Source organism: Campylobacter concisus, assembly GCF_002913545.1.
Lineage (GTDB): Bacteria > Campylobacterota > Campylobacteria > Campylobacterales > Campylobacteraceae > Campylobacter_A > Campylobacter_A concisus_AV.
Map to the genome: position 1 here is coordinate 20,811 of NZ_PPBR01000049.1, position 20,042 is coordinate 40,852.

At 40.8% G+C, this 20,042-nt stretch carries 17 protein-coding genes; 16 read left to right on the forward strand and 1 reads right to left on the reverse strand.

Features of this window, described 5'->3' with window-relative positions:
• Positions 1–71 precede the first annotated feature (71 nt).
• From pyrH to CYP05_RS03570, 16 genes are all read left to right on the forward strand, one after another.
• A complete protein-coding gene (gene pyrH / locus CYP05_RS03495) occupies positions 72–788 on the forward strand; it encodes a UMP kinase (protein ID WP_103596963.1) in 717 nt (238 codons plus the stop codon).
• 18 nt (positions 789–806) lie between these two features.
• Positions 807–1,022 (forward strand): DNA-directed RNA polymerase subunit omega, encoded by a 216-nt coding sequence (locus tag CYP05_RS03500; protein WP_004317259.1) that lies wholly within the window; start codon positions 807–809, stop codon positions 1,020–1,022.
• Positions 1,009–3,198: a RelA/SpoT family protein gene (locus CYP05_RS03505; RefSeq protein ID WP_103642011.1), complete on the forward strand. Its 2,190-nt coding sequence runs from the start codon at positions 1,009–1,011 to the stop codon at positions 3,196–3,198. The genes CYP05_RS03500 and CYP05_RS03505 overlap by 14 nt, the downstream gene beginning before the upstream one ends.
• A 9-nt stretch (positions 3,199–3,207) precedes the next feature.
• A complete protein-coding gene (gene tyrS, locus CYP05_RS03510) occupies positions 3,208–4,416 on the forward strand; it encodes a tyrosine--tRNA ligase (protein WP_103612969.1) in 1,209 nt (402 codons plus the stop codon).
• Positions 4,417–5,508 carry a nitronate monooxygenase gene (locus tag CYP05_RS03515; protein WP_103642012.1) on the forward strand — a complete coding sequence of 364 codons (1,092 nt, stop codon included), beginning with the start codon at positions 4,417–4,419 and terminating at the stop codon, positions 5,506–5,508.
• Positions 5,505–6,950, forward strand: a complete 1,446-nt coding sequence (locus CYP05_RS03520) for an N-acetylmuramoyl-L-alanine amidase family protein (protein WP_103642013.1) — start codon at positions 5,505–5,507, stop codon at positions 6,948–6,950. The genes CYP05_RS03515 and CYP05_RS03520 overlap by 4 nt, the downstream gene beginning before the upstream one ends.
• Positions 6,947–8,812, forward strand: a complete 1,866-nt coding sequence (gene mnmC, locus CYP05_RS03525; protein ID WP_103642014.1) for a bifunctional tRNA (5-methylaminomethyl-2-thiouridine)(34)-methyltransferase MnmD/FAD-dependent 5-carboxymethylaminomethyl-2-thiouridine(34) oxidoreductase MnmC — start codon at positions 6,947–6,949, stop codon at positions 8,810–8,812. The genes CYP05_RS03520 and mnmC overlap by 4 nt, the downstream gene beginning before the upstream one ends.
• Positions 8,813–8,885: 73 nt before the next feature.
• The gene (locus CYP05_RS03530) at positions 8,886–9,530 is read left to right on the forward strand and encodes a cupin domain-containing protein (RefSeq protein WP_012140225.1); all 645 of its coding nucleotides are present in this window, start codon (positions 8,886–8,888) and stop codon (positions 9,528–9,530) included.
• A gap of 119 nt (positions 9,531–9,649) precedes the next feature.
• Positions 9,650–10,810, forward strand: coding sequence for a multidrug effflux MFS transporter (locus CYP05_RS03535; protein ID WP_103642015.1), 1,161 nt, complete (start codon positions 9,650–9,652; stop codon positions 10,808–10,810).
• Positions 10,803–11,441: a uroporphyrinogen-III synthase gene (locus CYP05_RS03540; protein WP_103642016.1), complete on the forward strand. Its 639-nt coding sequence runs from the start codon at positions 10,803–10,805 to the stop codon at positions 11,439–11,441. The genes CYP05_RS03535 and CYP05_RS03540 overlap by 8 nt, the downstream gene beginning before the upstream one ends.
• Before the next feature lie 232 nt (positions 11,442–11,673).
• Positions 11,674–12,921, forward strand: coding sequence for a phosphoribosylamine--glycine ligase (gene purD / locus CYP05_RS03545; protein ID WP_103642017.1), 1,248 nt, complete (start codon positions 11,674–11,676; stop codon positions 12,919–12,921).
• Complete coding sequence (locus CYP05_RS03550; RefSeq protein ID WP_258031503.1) at positions 12,903–13,367, forward strand: RDD family protein; 465 nt, start codon at positions 12,903–12,905, stop codon at positions 13,365–13,367. The genes purD and CYP05_RS03550 overlap by 19 nt, the downstream gene beginning before the upstream one ends.
• Positions 13,360–15,522 (forward strand): LPS-assembly protein LptD, encoded by a 2,163-nt coding sequence (locus tag CYP05_RS03555; protein WP_103642018.1) that lies wholly within the window; start codon positions 13,360–13,362, stop codon positions 15,520–15,522. Before CYP05_RS03550 ends, CYP05_RS03555 begins: the two co-directional genes overlap by 8 nt.
• Before the next feature lie 13 nt (positions 15,523–15,535).
• Entirely contained in the window at positions 15,536–16,234 is a 699-nt protein-coding gene (locus tag CYP05_RS03560) for a sodium:proton antiporter (RefSeq protein ID WP_002941705.1), read from the forward strand.
• Positions 16,224–18,422, forward strand: a complete 2,199-nt coding sequence (locus CYP05_RS03565; RefSeq protein WP_103608246.1) for a polyribonucleotide nucleotidyltransferase — start codon at positions 16,224–16,226, stop codon at positions 18,420–18,422. Before CYP05_RS03560 ends, CYP05_RS03565 begins: the two co-directional genes overlap by 11 nt.
• A gap of 18 nt (positions 18,423–18,440) precedes the next feature.
• Entirely contained in the window at positions 18,441–19,292 is an 852-nt protein-coding gene (locus CYP05_RS03570) for a universal stress protein (protein ID WP_009294271.1), read from the forward strand.
• Between the two features lie 281 nt (positions 19,293–19,573).
• On the opposite strand, the gene CYP05_RS03575 is transcribed toward CYP05_RS03570, so the two are convergent.
• A partial coding sequence (locus CYP05_RS03575; protein WP_258031504.1) for a methyl-accepting chemotaxis protein occupies positions 19,574–20,042 on the reverse strand: 469 nt, incomplete at its 5' end.

Sequence of the window (20,042 nt, forward strand, 5' to 3'; positions counted from 1 at the left end):
ACTTTGTAAGCGTTATTAGCTAAATTTAAAGCCTTTTTGGCTAAAATGCGTGAATTTCAAGGAGCATGACAATGAGTAAGAGAAAACGCGTATTGGTCAAATTTTCAGGCGAGGCCTTGGCTGGGGAAAATGGTTTTGGTATAGACACAGCTGTACTTAAATTTATAGCAAGCGAGATAAAAGAGCTCATCGACAATGGAATCGAAGTTGGCATCGTCATCGGCGGTGGTAACATAGTGCGCGGCGTGAGTGCTGCAAAAGACGGTATCATCAAACGAACGAGCGGCGATCACATGGGCATGCTAGCAACCGTTATCAACTCGATCGCGATGCGTGAAGCGCTTGAGAGAAGCGGGCTTGAAGTAAGAGTGCAAAGCGCGATCAAGATGGAAGCGATCTGTGAGACGTTTATCGTGGGACGTGCGCAGCGTCATTTAGAAAAGGGCAGAGTTGTTATCTTTGCAGCAGGCACGGGCAATCCATTCTTCACAACAGATACAGCAGCCACGCTAAGAGCTATCGAGATCGGCTCAGATATGATCATAAAAGCGACAAAAGTTGATGGCGTTTTTGACAAAGACCCAAAAAAATTCAAGGATGCAAAACTTTTAAAATCACTAAACTATGAAAAGGCGATGAGCGATGATATCAAGGTTATGGACGATACTGCCATAGCTTTGGCAAAGGACAACGCACTGCCGATCTTAGTTTGTAATATGTTTAAGGCTGGAAATTTATTAAAAATAATAAATGAAGAAGAAGCAGCCCTATACTCAGTTGTAAAATAAATTTCAAAAAGGATAAAAATGAGAACAGAACAAATCACAGCAAGAGCACTAAAACAAGTAGGAGATGACAGATATAAGCTTTCACTTATCGTTGCAAAGCGCGCAGAAGCGCTAGCAAATGGTGCAATAGCTTTAGTCGATGCTGATACTTCAAAGATGAAATTTGCCGACATCGCACTACTTGAAGTGGCTGAGGGCAAAATAGGCTTAGAGGCAATAGTTGAAGGAAAATAGTCTTTTTTTAGAGCAGTTGATAGAGCAAATTTTAGCTTGTAAAAACGTTTCTGAAGCGATAAAACTGCTCTTTTCTCTTTGTGAGAGAAGTGAAATTTTAGACAAAGCCGTAGATAGCTGCGTCACATCTCACGCTGGACAATACCGCAAAAGTGGCGAACCATACGCCATCCACCCCATCTTAGTAGCCTCTATCGTAGCAAATATGGGCGGCGATGAGAGCATGGTCATAGCTGCACTTCTTCATGATGTGGTCGAAGATACCGATGTAACGTTAGGTGAGCTTCAGGCTGAATTTGGCGATGAGGTGGCAAAGCTGGTTGAGGGGCTTACAAAGATAGTTGCCATTAGAGAAAACAAGCTCGCAAGCTCAGATAGCAACGAAAAACTAGCAAGCTCAGCGCTAACTTTTAGAAAGATGCTCTTAATCTCTATAGAAGACGTCAGAGTCCTTGTCGTAAAGCTTTGCGACAGACTTCACAACATGCTAACTCTTGAGGCGCTAAGGCCTGAAAAGCAAAAACGCATAGCCGAAGAGACGCTTATGGTCTATGCTCCGATCGCTCATAGGCTGGGAATTTCATCGATCAAAAACATGCTTGAAGATCTAAGCTTTAAATACGCGATGCCAGAAGAATACGCAAAGATCGATAGCTACCTAAACAAAAATAAGCAGCAACTTAGCTTAAAACTAAATGCTTTTCACGAAAAGGTAAGTCAGATTTTGCTTGAAAATGGCTTTATTGAAGGCACTTTTGAGATACAAAAACGCATAAAACACTACTACTCGATCTATCTAAAGATGCAAAGAAAGGGCATTTCTATCGAAGAGGTGCTTGACTTGCTTGCCATTAGGATCATCGTGCAAAAGCCGCTTGATTGCTACCTTGCACTTGGAAATTTGCATATAAATTTTAATCCTCTCATCTCAAGATTTAAAGACTATATCGCGCTTCCAAAGCAAAATGGCTATCAAACGATACACACAACCATTTTTGATAACAAAAGCATATTTGAGGCGCAAGTTCGCACTTATGATATGCATAAAACCGCTGAATACGGCGTCGCTGCTCACTGGAAATATAAAAACGGCGAGGGTAGCTTACTCAATCCAAAGCTTGACTGGCTAAATGACATCAGCATGCAAAATAGCGAGAACGAGAGCAATGTCGAAGAGCTATATGAATATGCAAAAGATAGCCTTTATATCGAAGATATCGCAGTTTATTCTCCAAAGGGCGAGGTCTTTACTTTGCCACGAGGTGCAACGGCGCTTGATTATGCTTATGAGATACACTCAGAGATCGGACTTTACGCAAAAGAAGCTTATATAAACCGCGTTAGAATGCCACTTCTAACAGAGCTAAAAAATGGCGACATCGTTAGGATAGTAACTGGCGAAGAGGCTAAATTTCGCTGTTCGTGGATAAATAGCGTGCGAACAGGCAAGGCAAAGGCGACGATAAGGTCATTTTGTAAGCAAAAGATAAGAGATATAAACTACAAAATGGCGATAGATATCTTAAAATCAGTATTTAACGTCTCAAAAGATAGAATTTTAGAGTGGGTAGAGAGTGAAAATTTAGGCAAAAAGGTCTTTCGTGCAGCAACCGATAGCGAGTATCTGCAAGAAGTGGCAAATATGCTTAAAAAATACATCAGAAAAGAGCGTCCATTTATGATCTCTTTGGGCGACAAGTACCAGATCAAAAAGCAAAAATTTGAAAATATAGTGATCTACTCAAACCACAAAATTTCAAATGTCGAGTTTGATTATTGTTGTAATCCAAAAAGGGGCGATAGTATAGTTGGCTTTAAAAATGGTCACACCGTGACGGTGCATCACAAGCTTTGCGAGCGTGCTGGCAAGCTAATGGATAAAGGCGATGAGATCATCTTTGTCAAATGGACGAGAAATGCCCCGCATAGGTATAAAATTTTATTAAATTTAGAAAACAGAAAAGGTGCGTTGGCTGAATTTTTAACATATCTTGCTAGACTTGATATAAATTTAGCTACAATCTCGCTAAACGAAGCAAATGATCTTAGCGGAGATACGTTTGAAATAAGCGTCGAAATAGCAGAAAACATCGACGCAAACGAGATCAAAGAGAAGATCAAAGATAGATATAAGATTATTAATTTTGTTTCGCAAAGCGATCCATATCATAATTAGGAGAGAAAAATGGTTCAAGATATAGACGATATTTTACAAGAGATAAACCGCGGCGTTGCCGAGATGATCGATGCTGAGAGAGTTGAAAATTTGGTTAAAAATTATTATGAAAAAGGCGAAAATTTCTACGTAAAAGCAGGCTTTGACCCAACAGCTCCAGACCTTCACCTAGGTCACACAGTCGTTTTAAACAAGATGGCTTTGCTTCAAAAACATGGCGCGATAGTGCAGTTTTTGATAGGCGATTTTACCGCTCAAATAGGCGATCCAACAGGCAAGTCAGCTACTAGAAAAAAGCTAGATCAAGAGACTGTTTTAAAAAATGCTAAAACTTACGAAGAGCAAGTTTTTAAAATTTTAGATCCAAAAAAAACCGTGATAATGTTTAACTCAAAATGGTCAAATGAGCTAGGAGCTGCTGGGATGATCGAGCTAACTAGCACATTTTCAGTAGCTAGAATGCTAGAGCGAGATGACTTTGAAAAGAGGATAAAAGCGGGCAATCCTATATCAATCTCAGAGTTTATGTATCCGCTTCTTCAAGGCTACGATAGCGTTGCTATGAAGTGCGACATCGAGATGGGTGGCACAGATCAGAAATTTAACCTTCTAATGGGCAGAACTTTGCAACGAACATATAATATCGGCAAAGAGCAAGCTGTCATCATGATGCCACTTCTTGAGGGGCTTGACGGCGTAAATAAGATGAGCAAGAGCCTTGGCAACTACATAGGCGTAACTGAAAATGCAAATGATATGTTTGCAAAAACGCTTAGCATAAGCGACGAGCTTATGTGGCGCTGGTACGAGCTACTTAGCACAAAAACTCTTGGCGAGATAGAAGAGCTGATGAATGACGTAAATAACGGCAAATATCACCCAAAAAAGGCAAAAGAGGATCTTGCTTATGAGATAACAGCGAGGTATCACGGCGAGGAGGCTGCAAAGGCTGCGATGGCTGAATTTAACAGCGTTCACTCTCAAAATCAGCTCCCAACTGATATGAAAGAATTTAGCTTAAAAGCGCCGATTTGGATAGTTGAGGCCTTATCTCAGTGCGGGCTAAGTGAGTCAAACTCTCAAGCAAGGCGAGATATAAAAGCAAATGCAGTTAGCATCAATCAAGAAAAAATTAGTGATGAGCAGTTAAAATTAGGAGCAGGCGAGTATATCTTGCAGGTTGGTAAGCGTAAATTTGCGAAGATAAAGGTTGAATAAATGGAGTTAAAGCCGTTAAAAATAGGTAAATACGAGATAAAATACCCGATATTTCAAGGCGGTATGGGGCTTGGCATCAGCTGGGACAAACTAGCTGGCAATGTGAGCTTAGAAGGCGGTCTTGGCATAATTAGCTCAGTTGGCACAGGCTACTATGAAAACCGCAAATTTATAGATAAAGAGCTAAATGCAAAGCCTTTTGGAAGCGAAAATTTCTACTCTACAAGAGGTCTTCGAGCTGTCATAGAAAACGCACGTAAAATTTGTGGTGACTTGCCACTTGGCGTAAATATAATGTATGCTGCAAATGACTACGCAAGGGTGGTTAAAGACGCCTGCGAGGCTGGTATAAATATCATAGTATCTGGTGCAGGTTTGCCTACAAATTTGCCAGAATTTACACAAAATTTTAAAGAGATAGCACTAGTGCCGATCGTCTCAAGCGCAAAAGCACTAAAGATCATCTGTAAGCGCTGGCTTCAAAGATATGAGCGTTTGCCAGATGCTGTCGTACTTGAAGGGCCACTAAGTGGCGGACATCAGGGCTTTACATACGAGCAGTGCCTTGATCCTGAGTTTTCACTATTTAACCTTATCCCACAAGTAAAAGCCGAGATCAAAGAGTGGGGCGACTTTCCGCTCATCGCAGCTGGTGGAATTTGGGATAAAAACGACATCGAAAAGGCGATATCACTTGGATCAAATGGCGTCCAGATGGGCACACGCTTCATCGGCACTCACGAGTGCGACGCAGACATAGGCTTTAAAGAGGTCTTGCTAGCAGCTGAAGAGAAAGACATCGAGCTTATAAAGAGCCCAGTTGGCTATCCAGCTCGCGGCATAAGAACAAATTTGATAAATTTAGTCGATAAAAGAATGGGTCCAAAGATCCAGTGCATAAGCAACTGCGTGAGCCCTTGCCAAAGAGGCAAAGAGGCAAAGCAGGTGGGATACTGCATCGCGGATAGGCTATTTGACGCATATAGTGGCAAAAAGGAGAGCGGGCTATTTTTCACAGGGGCAAATGGCTACAAACTAAAAGAGCTAATAAGCGTAAAAGAGCTAATGCATAAGCTGGTACATGGTGAATGAAACGGGTTTTAATATCTCTTTTTCTAGCATTTAGCTTTCTTTTTGCGGCGACAAATTCGGAGACTTTTGCCAAATTTGATAGAAATTTTATGGGCCTAAATAGAAGCGCTAAGATCAAGCTTCACAACGATATAAAAAATATCTACGTTGATGCGATCATCAAAAATGATAAAAACACGAAAAAGCAGGCACTCACTAGGCTTATAACAAGCTCAAAAGCGCTTGGCTTTGACTCAAGCGCATATATAAGAGATCTAAATTCGATAAATGGCGTAAAAGGTACCAGCGCACCAGCTGTTTCGCCAGCTTTAACGCTACTAAGTGCCACAAAGGTAAATGACACTTTGGTGCTTAAATTTAACACAAAGCTAGATACCGCAAGGCTAAAAACATCGTTTGCCAAACAGCAAAATGCCTACAAAAATATCATGGACATCGATGGCAGGCTAAATGGCAACCCACTAACTTATAAAAATTTCATCTCAGACTACATCCACATCTCTCAGTATGATAAAAACACCGTAAGGATCATCTTTTCTGACAAGGTGCAAAAGACGATAAAAGCAAATGCAACTGGGGATTTGCTAATAATTAGCGCTCAAAATTTCATCTCAAATGAAAATATAAGAGCACCACTTCATAAGCTTAAAAATAAAAACGAAAAGCCAGCACAAAGCGCAGTAGAGCCAAATTTAAAGTCTGAGCCAGCACAAAGTGAGCCAGTAGAAGAGCCTTTGCCTCCAGTTGCTGCGGGTAAATTTTCACGCAACAAAACGATCGTCATCGATCCAGGGCATGGCGGCACAGATCCAGGTGCGGTAAATGGCAGTTTAAAAGAAAAAACAGCCGTTTTAGGTGTAGCCAAAAAGCTTGGCGAGATACTAAAATCTCGTGGCTACAAGGTCTATTTCACCAGATCAACTGATGTTTTTATAAATTTAAGATCAAGAACTAAATTTGCAAATGACAAGATGGCCGATCTTTTCGTCTCTATCCACGCAAACGCCGCTCCAAACGCTGCTAAAGCAAAGAGCATGCACGGCATCGAGACATTTTTCTTATCGCCTGCAAGAAGCGAGCGCAGCAAAAACGCAGCCGCACTTGAAAACAAATCAGACATCGAAGAGATGAACTACTTTTCGCAGCAAACGTTTCTAAACGTGCTAAACCGCGAGAAGATCATCGCCTCAAACAAGCTTGGTATCGACATCCAAAAAGAAATTTTAGCAAGTGCTAGAAAGGTCTATGCAGCCAGCGACGGCAGCGTGCGAGAGGCGCCATTTTGGGTGCTCGTGGGCGCTCTTATGCCGGCAGTTCTTGTCGAGATCGGCTACATCACGCATCCAGTCGAGGGTGAAAAACTCTTTGACGAGGCCTATCAAAAAGCCCTTGCAAACGGCATCGCAAACGGCATAGATGGATATTTCGCAAAAAATAGATGAAAAATGCAAATTTAAGCTTTAAAGGGCAAATTCCATTTAACGAAGAGTTTGGCGATATCTACTTTAATACCGACAAGCCTTGTCTTGAGAGCGAATTTGTCTTTGCAAGCGCACTTGATGAAATTTGGCAGAGCAAAGATAGCTTTATAGTCGCTGAGACTGGCTTTGGCGCTGGGCTAAATTTCTTCACACTTTGTAAGAAATTTAAAAATAGCTCTAAAAAACTTCACTTCGTTAGCATCGAAAAAAGCCCTATTAAAAAAGAAGATCTTTTAAAAATTTATGAAAATTTAGGCATTTTTAAAGCCTATGCTAAAAAGCTAGTTTCGCTCTATCCGCCGCTGATTTCTGGCATACACCGCATAAATTTCGCCCCAAATATCACCCTTGATCTTTGCTACGGCGAGGCAGATCAAATTTTGCCCGAGCTTGATTTTAGCGCTGATATCTGGTTTTTAGACGGCTTTGCCCCAAGCAAAAATGGCTCGATCTGGAGTGAGGACGTCTTTAAGCAGATCGCAAGGCTAAGCAGGGTTGGCACCATAGTTAGAACTTACTCGTGCGCAAAAATGGTGAAAGAGGGGCTAAAAAATGCTGGCTTTTTTCTGAGCCTAAAAGAGGGCTACGCTAGAAAACGCCAGATGAGCAGCGCCGTGCTAGAAAAAAAGGATGAAAATTTAAAGGACGCTTGGTTTGCGAGGTGCGAGCCAGTTGCCAGCGTAAAAGGCAAAATAGCGCTTGTTATAGGAGCAGGAGTGGCTGGACTTGCCACCGCTGGAGAGCTAGCCAAAAATGGCCTTAAAGTGGTGATCGCCGAGGCAAAGAGCGAGGTCGCGACAAATGGCTCAGGTAATCACTGTGGTGCCTTGATGCCACTAGTTACGAAGCCTGGGGTAAATTTAGGCCGCATGCATATAAATGCGTTTTTGCAAGCAGTGAGATTTTACAAGGCAAATTTACCAAAAAGTCTCATCAAATTTAATGGCTGCATCGACTATGCATTTGATGACGAGCTAGTTAAAAGGTACGCTTCATGGCAGGATCAAAACGCGGAGGATGTTTTTAAATTTGATGAGAGCTTAAAGCCATATCCTGGGATATTTATAAAAGAGGCGGCTTATGCTAGGCCAAGAGAAATTTGTAAATTTCTATCAAGTAACTTTGAAATTTTATTTAACCACGAGTATGAGAGCAGTACACATCTGAAAAATGGCAAGATAAGCGTTAAATTTAAAAATGCCAAAAGCTTGGAGGCTGATATCTTAGTCTTTTGCACAGGTAGTAAAAGTAGTGAAATTTTTAAAGACTATGACATGCAAATAAGTAGCGTCAGAGGTCAAGTCACGCACCTAAAACCAGTGCTAAAAAACACCCTGCCACTAAGCGCAAAAGGCTACATCTGCCCAGCCGTAAAAGGGGTGCAAGTCATTGGCGCAACCTACGCTAGAAATGAAATTTGTGACACGCCTAAAGACGAGGATAACGCTAAAAATTTAAGCGACGTGAGCGAGTTTTTTAACACCAAAGAAACCACCATCATCGGCTCACGTGTGGGATATAGAAGTTATAGCGGAGATAGATTTCCGATAATCGGCGCCCTGCACGACGAGGAGTTTTACAAGCAAAACTACAAAGGGCTATTGTGGAGTAAAAATAAAGATAGTAACCCAAAAGCAAGCTACGAAAAAAATCTCTTTGTAAATTTCGCTCACGGCTCACGTGGTCTTGGCACGGCGATACTTGGAGCAAATTTGATAATGGATCTTGTACTTGCTCGTCCGCTTTGCATAGAAAGATCGCTATTTTTTGAGCTTCATCCCGCTAGATTTTTGATAAGAAAGCTAAAAAAAGGACTAAAATAGTCAAATTCCTTAACATAAGTTAAGAACTGTTATCAAAACTTGCATTATAATCCTTCGCAAAAAAGGATAAAAAATGAGCCAAATTTATAATCTTGACAAAGACACAAAGATAGTTGAAAAAAGCGTCGTTAGCAAAAGGCTCTTTCAAAACAAAAACGCAAGTGTTGATATATACGCATTTGACGAGGGCGAGGAGCTTGATCACGAGATGCTTTTTATAGATAGCCTTGCCTTCGTCATTGACGGCGAAGCGCAGCTTGAATACGGCGAAAAGCAGATGAAGCTTGGACGCGACGAAGCCTGCCTTATCGAGGCAAAAACTTGGCGAAAGCTCAAATTTACAAAGAAGACAAAATATTTACTAATAGATTTTAAGGAGAATGTTATGATAGATCATTTAGACAAAGCGAGTGTCTTTAGCCTCGCAGATGCCGTTAGCTACGAGAGTGGCAAGATAGTTAGCAAGACGCTTGTCAAAAACGAAAATGGCTCGATGTCGCTGCTTAGTTTTGACAAAGACCAAGAGCTCTCAACTCACGCAGCACCAGGCGATGCGCTACTTATCGCGCTTGATGGCGAGCTTGATTTAAAGATAGCTGACGAGAGCTTTCATCTTGTAAAGGGCGATAGTATCGTGCTTCCAGGTAAGATCCCACACGGCCTAAAAGTGAAAGACAAATTCAAAATGCTTCTAATCGTCACAAAAGACAAAATGTAAAAATAAGCCCTATTTTAGGGCTTATTTTATATCAAAAACTACAAATTTAACTTTAAATTTACCTTTAATAATCAAAAAAGCAAAGCCATAATATAATCGTTTTTAAAAAAAGAAGAGCGATGAGAAAAGAAAATTCTAAGATATTTTTACTGCTATTTTTGGGCGCGCTTTCGGCATTTGGGCCGTTTGTCACAGACCTTTACCTGCCAGCACTACCAGCCATAACTGAGTGGTTTGGCACAAGCGTTTCAGCAACCCAGCTAACTCTTACGACCTCGATGGCAGGCCTTGCGATCGGTCAGCTAATAGTTGGTCCAATCAGTGATAAATTTGGGCGAAAAACACCACTTACCATCTCGCTCATCATCTACACGATAAGCACGATTTTTATATTTTTTGCGCAAAATATCCAGTTTTTTATCTTTATGCGCATCATCCAAGGGCTTGCAAGTGCGGGCAGTCTGGTTATCTCAAGAGCCGTTGTGAGCGACCTTTACAAGGGTCATGAGATGACAAAATTCTTTAGTCTTATGATGGTTGTAAATGGTCTTGCTCCGATATTTTCACCAATTGGCGGCAGCTTGCTGCTTAAATTTACCGACTGGCGCGGCATCTTTATGGCGCTAACGATCATCGGCATTTTGCTATTTATCGCAAATTTTTACTTCAAAGAGAGCCTAAGTCCTGCTAACCGCCTAAAAGTGCCTTTGCTTCAGACCTACGGCGTCTTTGGCAAAATTTTAATAAAAAAGAAATTTATGCTCTTTATCGCGATCCAGACATTTACGATGGCTGCGATGTTTGCCTATATCGCGGCATCTTCTTTTATCTTACAAGAGTTTTACCTGCTAAGCCCAGTAAGCTACAGCTTTTGCTTTGCGGCAAATGGCCTAGCCATCGTCATAGGCGCTAGGCTTGCAAGCTTGCTAAATGAACGAAAAGCGCTAAAAACTGGGCTTTTTGGCACCTTGTTTGCTAGCATTTTTATAGCGTTTGTGCTTTGCTTTAAATTTGAAGTGATCGGCGTTATCATCGCATTTTTCTTGCTTTTGCTCTTTACTGGTTTTATCTTACCAACGGCCTCTTCGCTAGCGATGAACGAGAGCAGAGAGTACGCTGGTTCGGCCTCAGCGGTGCTTGGATTTTGCCCATTTTTCCTAGGTGGCATCATCTCGCCGCTAGTTGGCCTTGGTGACATTTTTTACTCGACTTCAATAGCTATTTTAGCTTGTAGCGTGCTTGCTTTTATCTCATTTTTAGGGCTAAAAAGAGTTGCGTAAAATTTATCTTGTCTCAAACACAAAAACAGCTGATGAGAGCGTTGTAAATTTAAGCGTTAGCAAGATAGAGTTTTTGAAATTTGAGATAAATTTAAGCGAATTTAACGCGCTTGTAGCAACCTCTAAAAATGCCTTTAAAGCTTTAAAATTTAATGGCATTTTGCCTATAAATTTACCAGTTTTTGCTATCGCAAATAGTTGCGCAGCGGTGGCAAGAGAGTTTGGTTTTAGTGAAATTTACACTGGGCAAAATGCACACGGAGATGACTTTGCAAGAGAAATTTTGCCACTTTTAAAGGGCAAAAAGGTGCTTTATCTAAAAGGCAAAGATAGCGCTTCAAATTTCTTAGAAATTTTACAAAAGGGTAGCGTAAATATAAAGGCGATCGTTGCTTATGAAAATGTCTTAAATCCTTGCAAAATGGAGCTAAAACCACCAAAAAATAGCATTTTGATCTTCGCATCTCCGATAAATGTGAGAAATTTTCTTACTAATTTTGGCTGGGACGAGAGCTATCAGACGATAAGTATCGGAAAGGTCACTGCAAAAGAGCTAAAATTTACCACGCCAATAGTGAGCCAAAACCAAGATATAAACGCTTGTATCGCACTTGCCAAAACGTTACTTTAAGCAAAAAATTTATATAATTTCTAAGCCTGAGTGAAGCGAGTCAGCATTTTACGGGGTCCAACACTTTTTTGTTAGCGAAAAGGTATGGGTGTCTTGTGATGTGGCTTCGTTTGAGCCTTAACCAGCGAGAAGTTGCAACCTTTTGGCATTCATCTATTTGCAAGATTGGCTTTGTTTATGGGCCACTCTTCTATGCGACGCCCACTCGGGTTTTTAAATTTACGGAGATAATATGAACATTCTCATAATAGGAAGTGGCGGCCGCGAATACGCCATCGCTCTAAAACTAAAAAGTGAAAAAAACGATATAAATTTATACTTTGTGCCTGGAAATGGCGCTACTTCACGTCTTGGTGAGAATTTAGACATAAAAGATTTTCGTGAACTAGCTAAATTTGCCAAGAAAAACGAGATCGCTCTAACGATCGTGGGACCTGAAGCGCCGCTTAGTGAGGGCGTAGTGGATATCTTTAAAGAAGAGGGTTTGCTCATCTTTGGACCAAGCAAAGCAGCTGCTAGACTTGAGGCTAGCAAGGCCTATATGAAGGACTTTTTAGCTAGAAATGATATAAAAACTGCAAAATATTTAAACACAGACGACAAAGAAAAAGCATTTAAATTTATCGATACCCTAAGCGCTCCGATGGTTGTAAAGGCTGACGGACTTTGCGCTGGAAAAGGCGTGATCATCGCAAATTCCAAAGAAGAAGCCAAAGAGGCAGTTAGCGATATGCTAAGCGGGGCTAGCTTTGGCGATGCTGGTAAATTTGTGGTCGTTGAAGAGTTTTTAGACGGCTTTGAGTTAAGCTTTTTTGCCATTTGTGATGGCGAAAATTTTGTAAGCTTGCCAGTGGCGCAAGACCACAAACGCTTGCTTGATAACGACGAGGGCCCAAATACCGGCGGTATGGGTGCGTATGCTCCAAGCCCGCTTGCTTCAAAAGAGCTGATAAAAAGGGTCGAAGAAGAGGTTGTAAAACCTACGCTAAAAGGGATGAAAAACGAGGGCAGTCCGTTTTGCGGAGTGCTTTTTGTGGGGCTGATGATCGTGAAAAATGAGCCTTATGTGCTTGAGTTTAATGTGAGATTTGGCGATCCTGAGTGCGAGGTTTTGATGCCATTAATCGACGGAAATTTGAGCGAAATTTTACTAAACGCTGCAAAAGGCGAGCTAAAACCTATCAGACTAAAAGATGAATTTGCTGTTGGCGTCGTAATGTCTAGCAAAAACTATCCTTATAAAAGCAGCCCAAAGGCTAAAATTTCAGTTTTAAATGATGTAAAAGATGCCCATATAGCTTACGCAGGCGTGAGCAAAGAGGGTGATGAAATTTATGCAGATGGCGGCAGAGTGCTAGTCTGCGTGGCGACTGCAAAGAGCATAAAAGAGGCACGTGATAAGGCCTATGAGCTTTGCGAAAATGTCAAATTTGACGGAGCTCACTTTAGAAAAGATATCGCGTGGCAGGCTCTAAAATGAGTATGCAGATAGAAGAGAAGCTTCAAAACGAAGAAATTTCACTTGCTCCTTTTGCTAAGAGGATCATGGCGTTTTCTATCGATGAGACCATAGTTTCGTTTCTTTTTATGATCATCTATTGGGAGCCTCTTTCTACTAGCACCAACTATGATGACGCTAGAAATTTGGTATTAAATTTATTTTGGCAAGTGGTTGCTTTAAAAGTCATCTATCACACATTTTTTGTTTGGTATTATGGCGCAAGCCTCGGGCAGATGATAACAAAGACGATGTGCATAAATGTAGAAATTTTAGATAAGCCAAATTTAACTCAAAGTCTTGTTAGGGCGATCTTTAGGATAGTTAGTGAAGCTTGTTTTTATCTTGGCTTTGCTTGGGCACTTTCAAACCCTGCAAGGCAGACGTGGCAAGACAAAATAGCAAAAACAGTGGTGATAAATGCGTAAAATTTTATTTTTAATTCCGGTTTGTGTTTTTAGTTTAAGTGCAGCAGTGCAAGATGTGCAGCTATTGGCTGATGATGTGAAGCAAGATAAGGGCATCGTAACGGCAAATAAAAACGTCGTTGTATATTCGCAAGAGTATCTTGTGACGGCTGATTGTGCTGTTTATGATCAAAATAACTCAGTCATTGAGCTCTTTGGCAATGTCAATATGATGAAGGGCAAAGATGAGGTCTCTCGCTCAAACTACGCTAAGCTAAATTTGAAAAATAACAACGCTGCTTTTGAGTCGCTCTTTATGATGAATAAAGACATGGAAGTGTGGATGAGAAGCGATGAGAGCAGCTCTGATAGCGAGTACTACAGAGTAAGAAAGGCGATGGTTTCAAGCTGCAACGTCCAAGATCCTGACTGGAGCATCACCTCAAGCTCAGCCATGCTAAACAAACAGAGCAAATTTCTGCACCTTTTTAACCCAGTCTTTCGCATAGCAAACGTGCCAGTCTTTTACCTGCCATACTTTGGCTTCTCAACTGATACTACAAGAAGGACAGGGCTTTTGCCACCAGAGCTTGGATATGGCAAGTCAGAGGGCTTTTACTACAAACAACCAGTCTATTTTGCTCCTTATAATGAGTGGGATCTGGAGTTTGATCCGCAGATAAGGACAAACAGGGGCGCTGGAATTTACGGTGCTTTTAGATTTACTGATTCGCCTGATTCAAGAGGGGAGATCAGCTTTGGTTCATTTACTGATAAAAACAGTTACCGAGCCAAGCAAAAAAGAGAGACTTCAAACAGAGCTGAGCTAAAAAACAAAACTCATAAAGGTATCGGACTAAAATATGAAAGAGATAAACTCATAAAATACCTTAGCGAGGCTGATCTGCAAGAGGGCATGTGGATAGATGCAACCAAGCTAAATGATATAGACTATCTAAATTTAAAGGGCAGAGATGATGACTATGACTCGCTTGTGACCTCTAAATTTAACTACTTCATAGCAAATGACGATCACTACTTTGGCGCCTATGCGAAATACTACATAGATACCGAAAAGATCGGCTCAAAGAACGAAAACAAAGATACGCTTCAAGAGCTTCCATCGCTTCAGTATCATAAATTTACAGACGATATAGTCTTGCCAAATATCTTATATTCAATCGATCTTCAATCACATAGATATGATAGAAAGATAGGCGTTAGAGCAACTCAGTATGAATTTACTTTGCCAGCTTCAGTGCATGTGCCGCTATTTGATGATAGCCTAACATTTTCATTTTATGAGTATCTTTACGCTTCAAGGATAAACTACGAAAACAAGATAAATTCATTTGATGACAAAAGAGAAGATAAGCACGCAAATTTTGTAAATAACTACCATAAATTCGCCCTTCACACAGACCTTGCAAAGGCGTATGAGAGCTTTTACCACACTTTAAATTTTGGTGCTGAATACTTGCTACCAGGCTACAGAAAAGGAAATTTAGACGACGAGTTTATCTATGACAAAGATCTAAATGAGTATGAAAATTTCTTAGCTCAAGATCAGAGCAAAGAAGAGGTTTCTGGCTATTTGACGCAGTATTTCTTTAACGGCAGTGGCAGAAAGGTTGTCAAACACAGCATCTCACAAGGTTACTACACAAAAGATGATGAGTATTCAAATTTAAAAAATGCCATCTACCTATATCCGTTTGAGAATTTTAGCGTTTATAACAAGCTTGAGTACTCACACAAAGACAGAGAGCTTAAAAAGGTGCAAAACGGACTTTACTATACGCACGATCTATTTTGGATAAATATGCTCCATACAATGAAAAAGAGCGACAGCAAGGCTAAAAACAGCGCAACAAAAGATAGCTACTTTACAAGCAGCGCTGGCGTGAAGCTCCCTCATCAATATAGCCTAATTGGCGGCTGGCAATACGACCTTGAAAGGAGCTACACAAAGAGCTGGAGAGTTGGCGTGCTTCATCAAAGGAAGTGCTGGAACTACGGGCTGATCTACCAACACGATGTCGAGCCAACAACAACGACAAATGGCTCAGCCTCAACTAAGAAAAGTGGCATCTACTTTACTATAAATTTCTATCCGATGGGCGGCTTGCACTATGACTTTTCACAAAGCAGCACCACTTCATCAAGTAGTAAATAAGATGGCTAGATAAATGGCAAGCGTTAAATTTAAAGATCAACTAGATGCAGCTAACAAGCTCATCGAGATCTTGCCAAAAAAAGAGCTAAATGACGCTAAGACGATAGTTCTTTGCATGTCGCTTGAGTCTGTTATCCTGACTGATGTGGTTTGCAGGGGGTTAAATTTAAGCTATGAGATGCTCTTTAGCGAGCCAATCCCTGCGCCAAACAACAGCGAATGTGACGTAGCGATAGTTAGTGAAACAGAAGATATCGTGCTAAACGATCCTCTCATAAAAGCTTTTAACATAAGCTATGACTACATCTACGGCGAAGCGCATAGAAAATATGAAGAGAAAATTTTAAAAAATGTCTATAAATACAGAAAAGGAAATTTGATAGGAGAGCTAAAGGGCAAGAATATTTTACTAATCGATGAGGGGTGTGAGACTGGCATGACGGCACTCATCTGCATAAAGACGCTGCTTGATGTGAAGGTAAAATCCATCTCATACGCAACGCCGATGATAGCCACTGATGTCTTTGCAAATTTAAATGATATGGTCGATGAAATTTACACGATAAACAAGATCGTTGATTTTATCGATGTGGATTCGTATTACGAGAAAAAGATCGAGGCTACGAGCGAGCGCATCATGTCGATATTAGAAGAGAGCCCTCACTATTTACCGTTACAAAAACAACAAGGAGATAAAAATAATGCAATATAGTATAGAAGTCAATAATCAGGTCGAAATTTTTGACCTTAATAAAGTAGCTAAACAAGCTAGCGGGGCAGTGCTTTTAAGGGTGAAAAACACCGTAGTTTTAGCAACTGTGGCAAGAGAAGATGTGCAAGTTGAAGAGGACTTTTTGCCTCTAACGGTGCAATATATCGAAAAAGCTTACGCAGCTGGTAAAATACCAGGCGGTTACGTCAAGCGCGAGACCAAGCCAGGCGACTTTGAGACGCTAACGGCTCGCATCATAGATAGATCACTTCGCCCACTTTTTCCAAAAGGCTACGCATACCCAACACAGATCGTTGTAATGGTACTTTCAGCTGATCCTGAGGTTGATTTGCAAGTTGTGAGCCTAAATGCAGCTTCAGTTGCGCTATATCTTAGCGACATCCCAGTAAATCGCCCAGTTTGTGGCGTGAGAGTTGGCTATATAGATGATAAATTTGTTATCAATCCAAGCAACTCTGAGCTAAAACAAAGTGCGATAGATCTTTATGTTGCTGGCACAAAAGATGAGCTTTTGATGATCGAGATGAGAAGCTTGCCTCAGCAAACTACGCAGCTCATACCGATGGTAGCGATAGAGCCGATGATAGATCCTAGCCTAAGCGATAGTATGGCGCAAAAGCAAGTGATGAATGAATTTAGTGAAGATAAGATGGTTGAGGCCATTGACTTTGCTGGTAAAGCGATACTAAGAGCTAGCAGCGCTTATGAAGAGGCGTTTAAAGAGCACAAAAAAGAGGATGCCGCACTTGAACTAAAACCAGAGATAGAAAACGAAAATATCGCTATTTACATCGATAAATTTTATAAAGCAGAGGTTAAAAACGCGATCAATCAAATGGCAAAGAGCGAGCGTGCAAGCGAGCTTGGCAAGATCGCTAAACAAATTTCAAGCGATGAGGTAGCTCAAAAAGAGGGCTGGGACGAGGCTGTCATCTCAAACGTCCTTGGTAAATATAAAAAGAAAATAGTAAGAGAGCAGATCATAAACGAGGGTGTTAGAGCCGACGGACGCGGGCTTGAAGAGGTTAGACCTATTAGCATCGAGACAAATGTCCTTCCAAACGCTCACGGCTCATGCCTCTTTACAAGAGGTCAAACTCAGGCGCTAGTTGTCGCCACTCTTGGCACAGATAGCGATGCTCAGATGTATGACATCCTAACTGAAAAAGCTCCTTTGGTTGAGAAATTTATGTTTAACTACAACTTCCCAGGCTTTAGCGTAGGCGAAGCAAGCCCGCTTAAAGCTCCTGGCAGACGTGAGCTTGGACATGGAAATTTAGCCAAACGTGCCCTTGCACCAAGCATCGATCTAGCATCTCCATATACGATAAGGGTCGTTTCAGAAATTTTAGAGAGCAACGGCTCAAGCTCTATGGCTAGCGTTTGCGGTGGTTCGCTCGCACTTAGAGCTGCTGGGGTCAATACCCAAAAACTTGTCGCTGGTGTTGCGATGGGTCTTATATTTGAGGGCGAGAAACACGCAGTTTTGACTGATATCATGGGCCTTGAAGACCACGACGGCGATATGGACTTTAAGGTTGCTGGCACAAGTGATGGCATCACAGCGCTTCAGATGGACATCAAGCTTGGAGGCATCAGCTTAGAGGTGCTAAAAGAGGCGCTTTATCAAGCAAAACGTGGCAGAGAGCACATCCTTGCTCTAATGACACAGGCTGATAAAAATATAGAGATAAACGAGGATGTATTGCCAAAACTTGAACTATTTAACGTTGATCCAAGCAAGATCGTAGATATCATCGGTCAAGCTGGCAAGACTATAAAAGAGATCATCGAGAAATTTGAGGTTTCGATCGACCTTGATAGAGAAAAAGGCGAGGTTAAGATAGCAGGTGGCGCTAAGAAAAACGTCGATGCAGCAAAAGACTACATCATCTCTATCACTTCAAAAGAGAACTCTCGCTCATTTGGCAAAAAGCCGTTTAAACACGACAAAGAGCGTGTAAAACCGACATTTAATATCGGAGATGAGTTTGTTGGAAGCGTAAAAAGCGTGGTTGATTTTGGAGTATTTATCGAGTTAAAAGACGGTGTTGATGGTCTGCTTCATATCTCAAAGATAAAGAGCCCATTAAACGTAGGTGATCAGGTAAAAGTGTGTGTGAGCGAGCAAAAAGGAAACAAAATTTCGCTCTCTTTGGTTGAATAAATTTTTAAAGGATAGATGATGAAATACAAAAAGTTGCTTTTTCCAATAGGAGCAGGGGACGATATCGAGCCAAGAATTTACGGTGCTTTAAAGGTTGCACAATGGTTTAAAGCTCACATGGAGATCCTCACTTGCCAACTAGATCCAAGCGTGGTTTATAATATGAAAATGACGCTTCGTGGCGGAGTGCTTTTTGAGGAATTTTTAAAATCAGCCAAGTCTGAGCTTGCGGTTGAGCACGAAGAGAACGAAAAGCTTTTTAATAAAATTTGCGCTGAGCTTGGCATAAAGGTGAGCGATGAGATCATCGAAGATGTCTGCACTGCAAATTTCACGATCCACAGCGGAAAAAGAAGCGCTATAGTCGAGCAAGAGAGTAAATTTTGCGATCTAGTCGTAGCTGCGGTGCCACTTGATGGTAAGATCACAGGTACATTTGAGTCAGCTGTTTTAAAAAGCGGCAAAAATGCTATCGTTATCCCTAGAAAGTTACGTGAATTTAAGGCTGATAACATCCTTGTAAGCTGGACAGGAACGACTCAAAGCTCAAGAGCCCTAACTGGCGCGATCGATCTTTTAAAGAGCGCTAAAAAGGTTCAATGTATCACTTCAAAAGCAAGCCTTGGCGATAACGCCGAGCTAAATCTTAAAAAGCTTGAAGAGTATTTTAAAATTCATGGTATTAGCGCGTCTTTTGAGATCATAGCAACTACAATGATACCTGGTGAGGCACTTTTAAAAGCTGCAAATGATAGAAATGCGGACCTTATCGTAGCCAGCAGATACGGTGAAAACGGACTAATGGAGATGGTCCTTGGCGGAACATCAAGATTTTTCTTAGAACATACAAATATCCCAGTTTATCTATAATGGATTGCGGCTTGGTCCGCAATCTAATTTTTTTGCTTTACAAATTTTTTAACTTTCACTCACTCGCAAGAATTGACTACTAAAATTTAACTTTGCTTATCGTTTAGCTTAAATTTTAGAGCCGAAATTACTCGCTCATGAAATTTTAAAATTTGTTAGATATTTTTGTAAGTTGAATTTAGATTTTATAACCGCCACCAAAGATTAAATTTAAAAGATCACCCCCCCCCAACCCAGCTTAAACCAGGTTGAAATTTATTAAGATTTATGAAGCAGTTTGATTAAAATTTATTCTTTCTTACTTCACTTACTATTGTCTTTGCCATGTTATCAACATCACTTGTTACTTCATTAGCTCTATTAGCAATTACCACATTTTCTTTTGTTAGATTATCTATTTGAGCAACTGATTGATTTATCATATTGATGCCTTCACTTTGCTCTTTTATAGATTCACTCATCTCATTTATTGATTGAGCTAATACATTTGCATTTGCCTCTATCTCACTTAAAGATTTTTGAGTTCTCTCTGCTAGTTTTCTAACTTCATCAGCCACTACGGCAAATCCTCTACCATGTTCTCCTGCACGTGCTGCTTCAATAGCAGCATTAAGAGCAAGTAAATTTGTTTGATCTGCTATATCTCTTATTATTACGATGATATTTTTTATCTCTTCGGATTGTCTTGTTACATCTTCTGCTTTTTGACTTATTGCATTCATTGAGCTAGACATTTGTTCAACTGCAGCT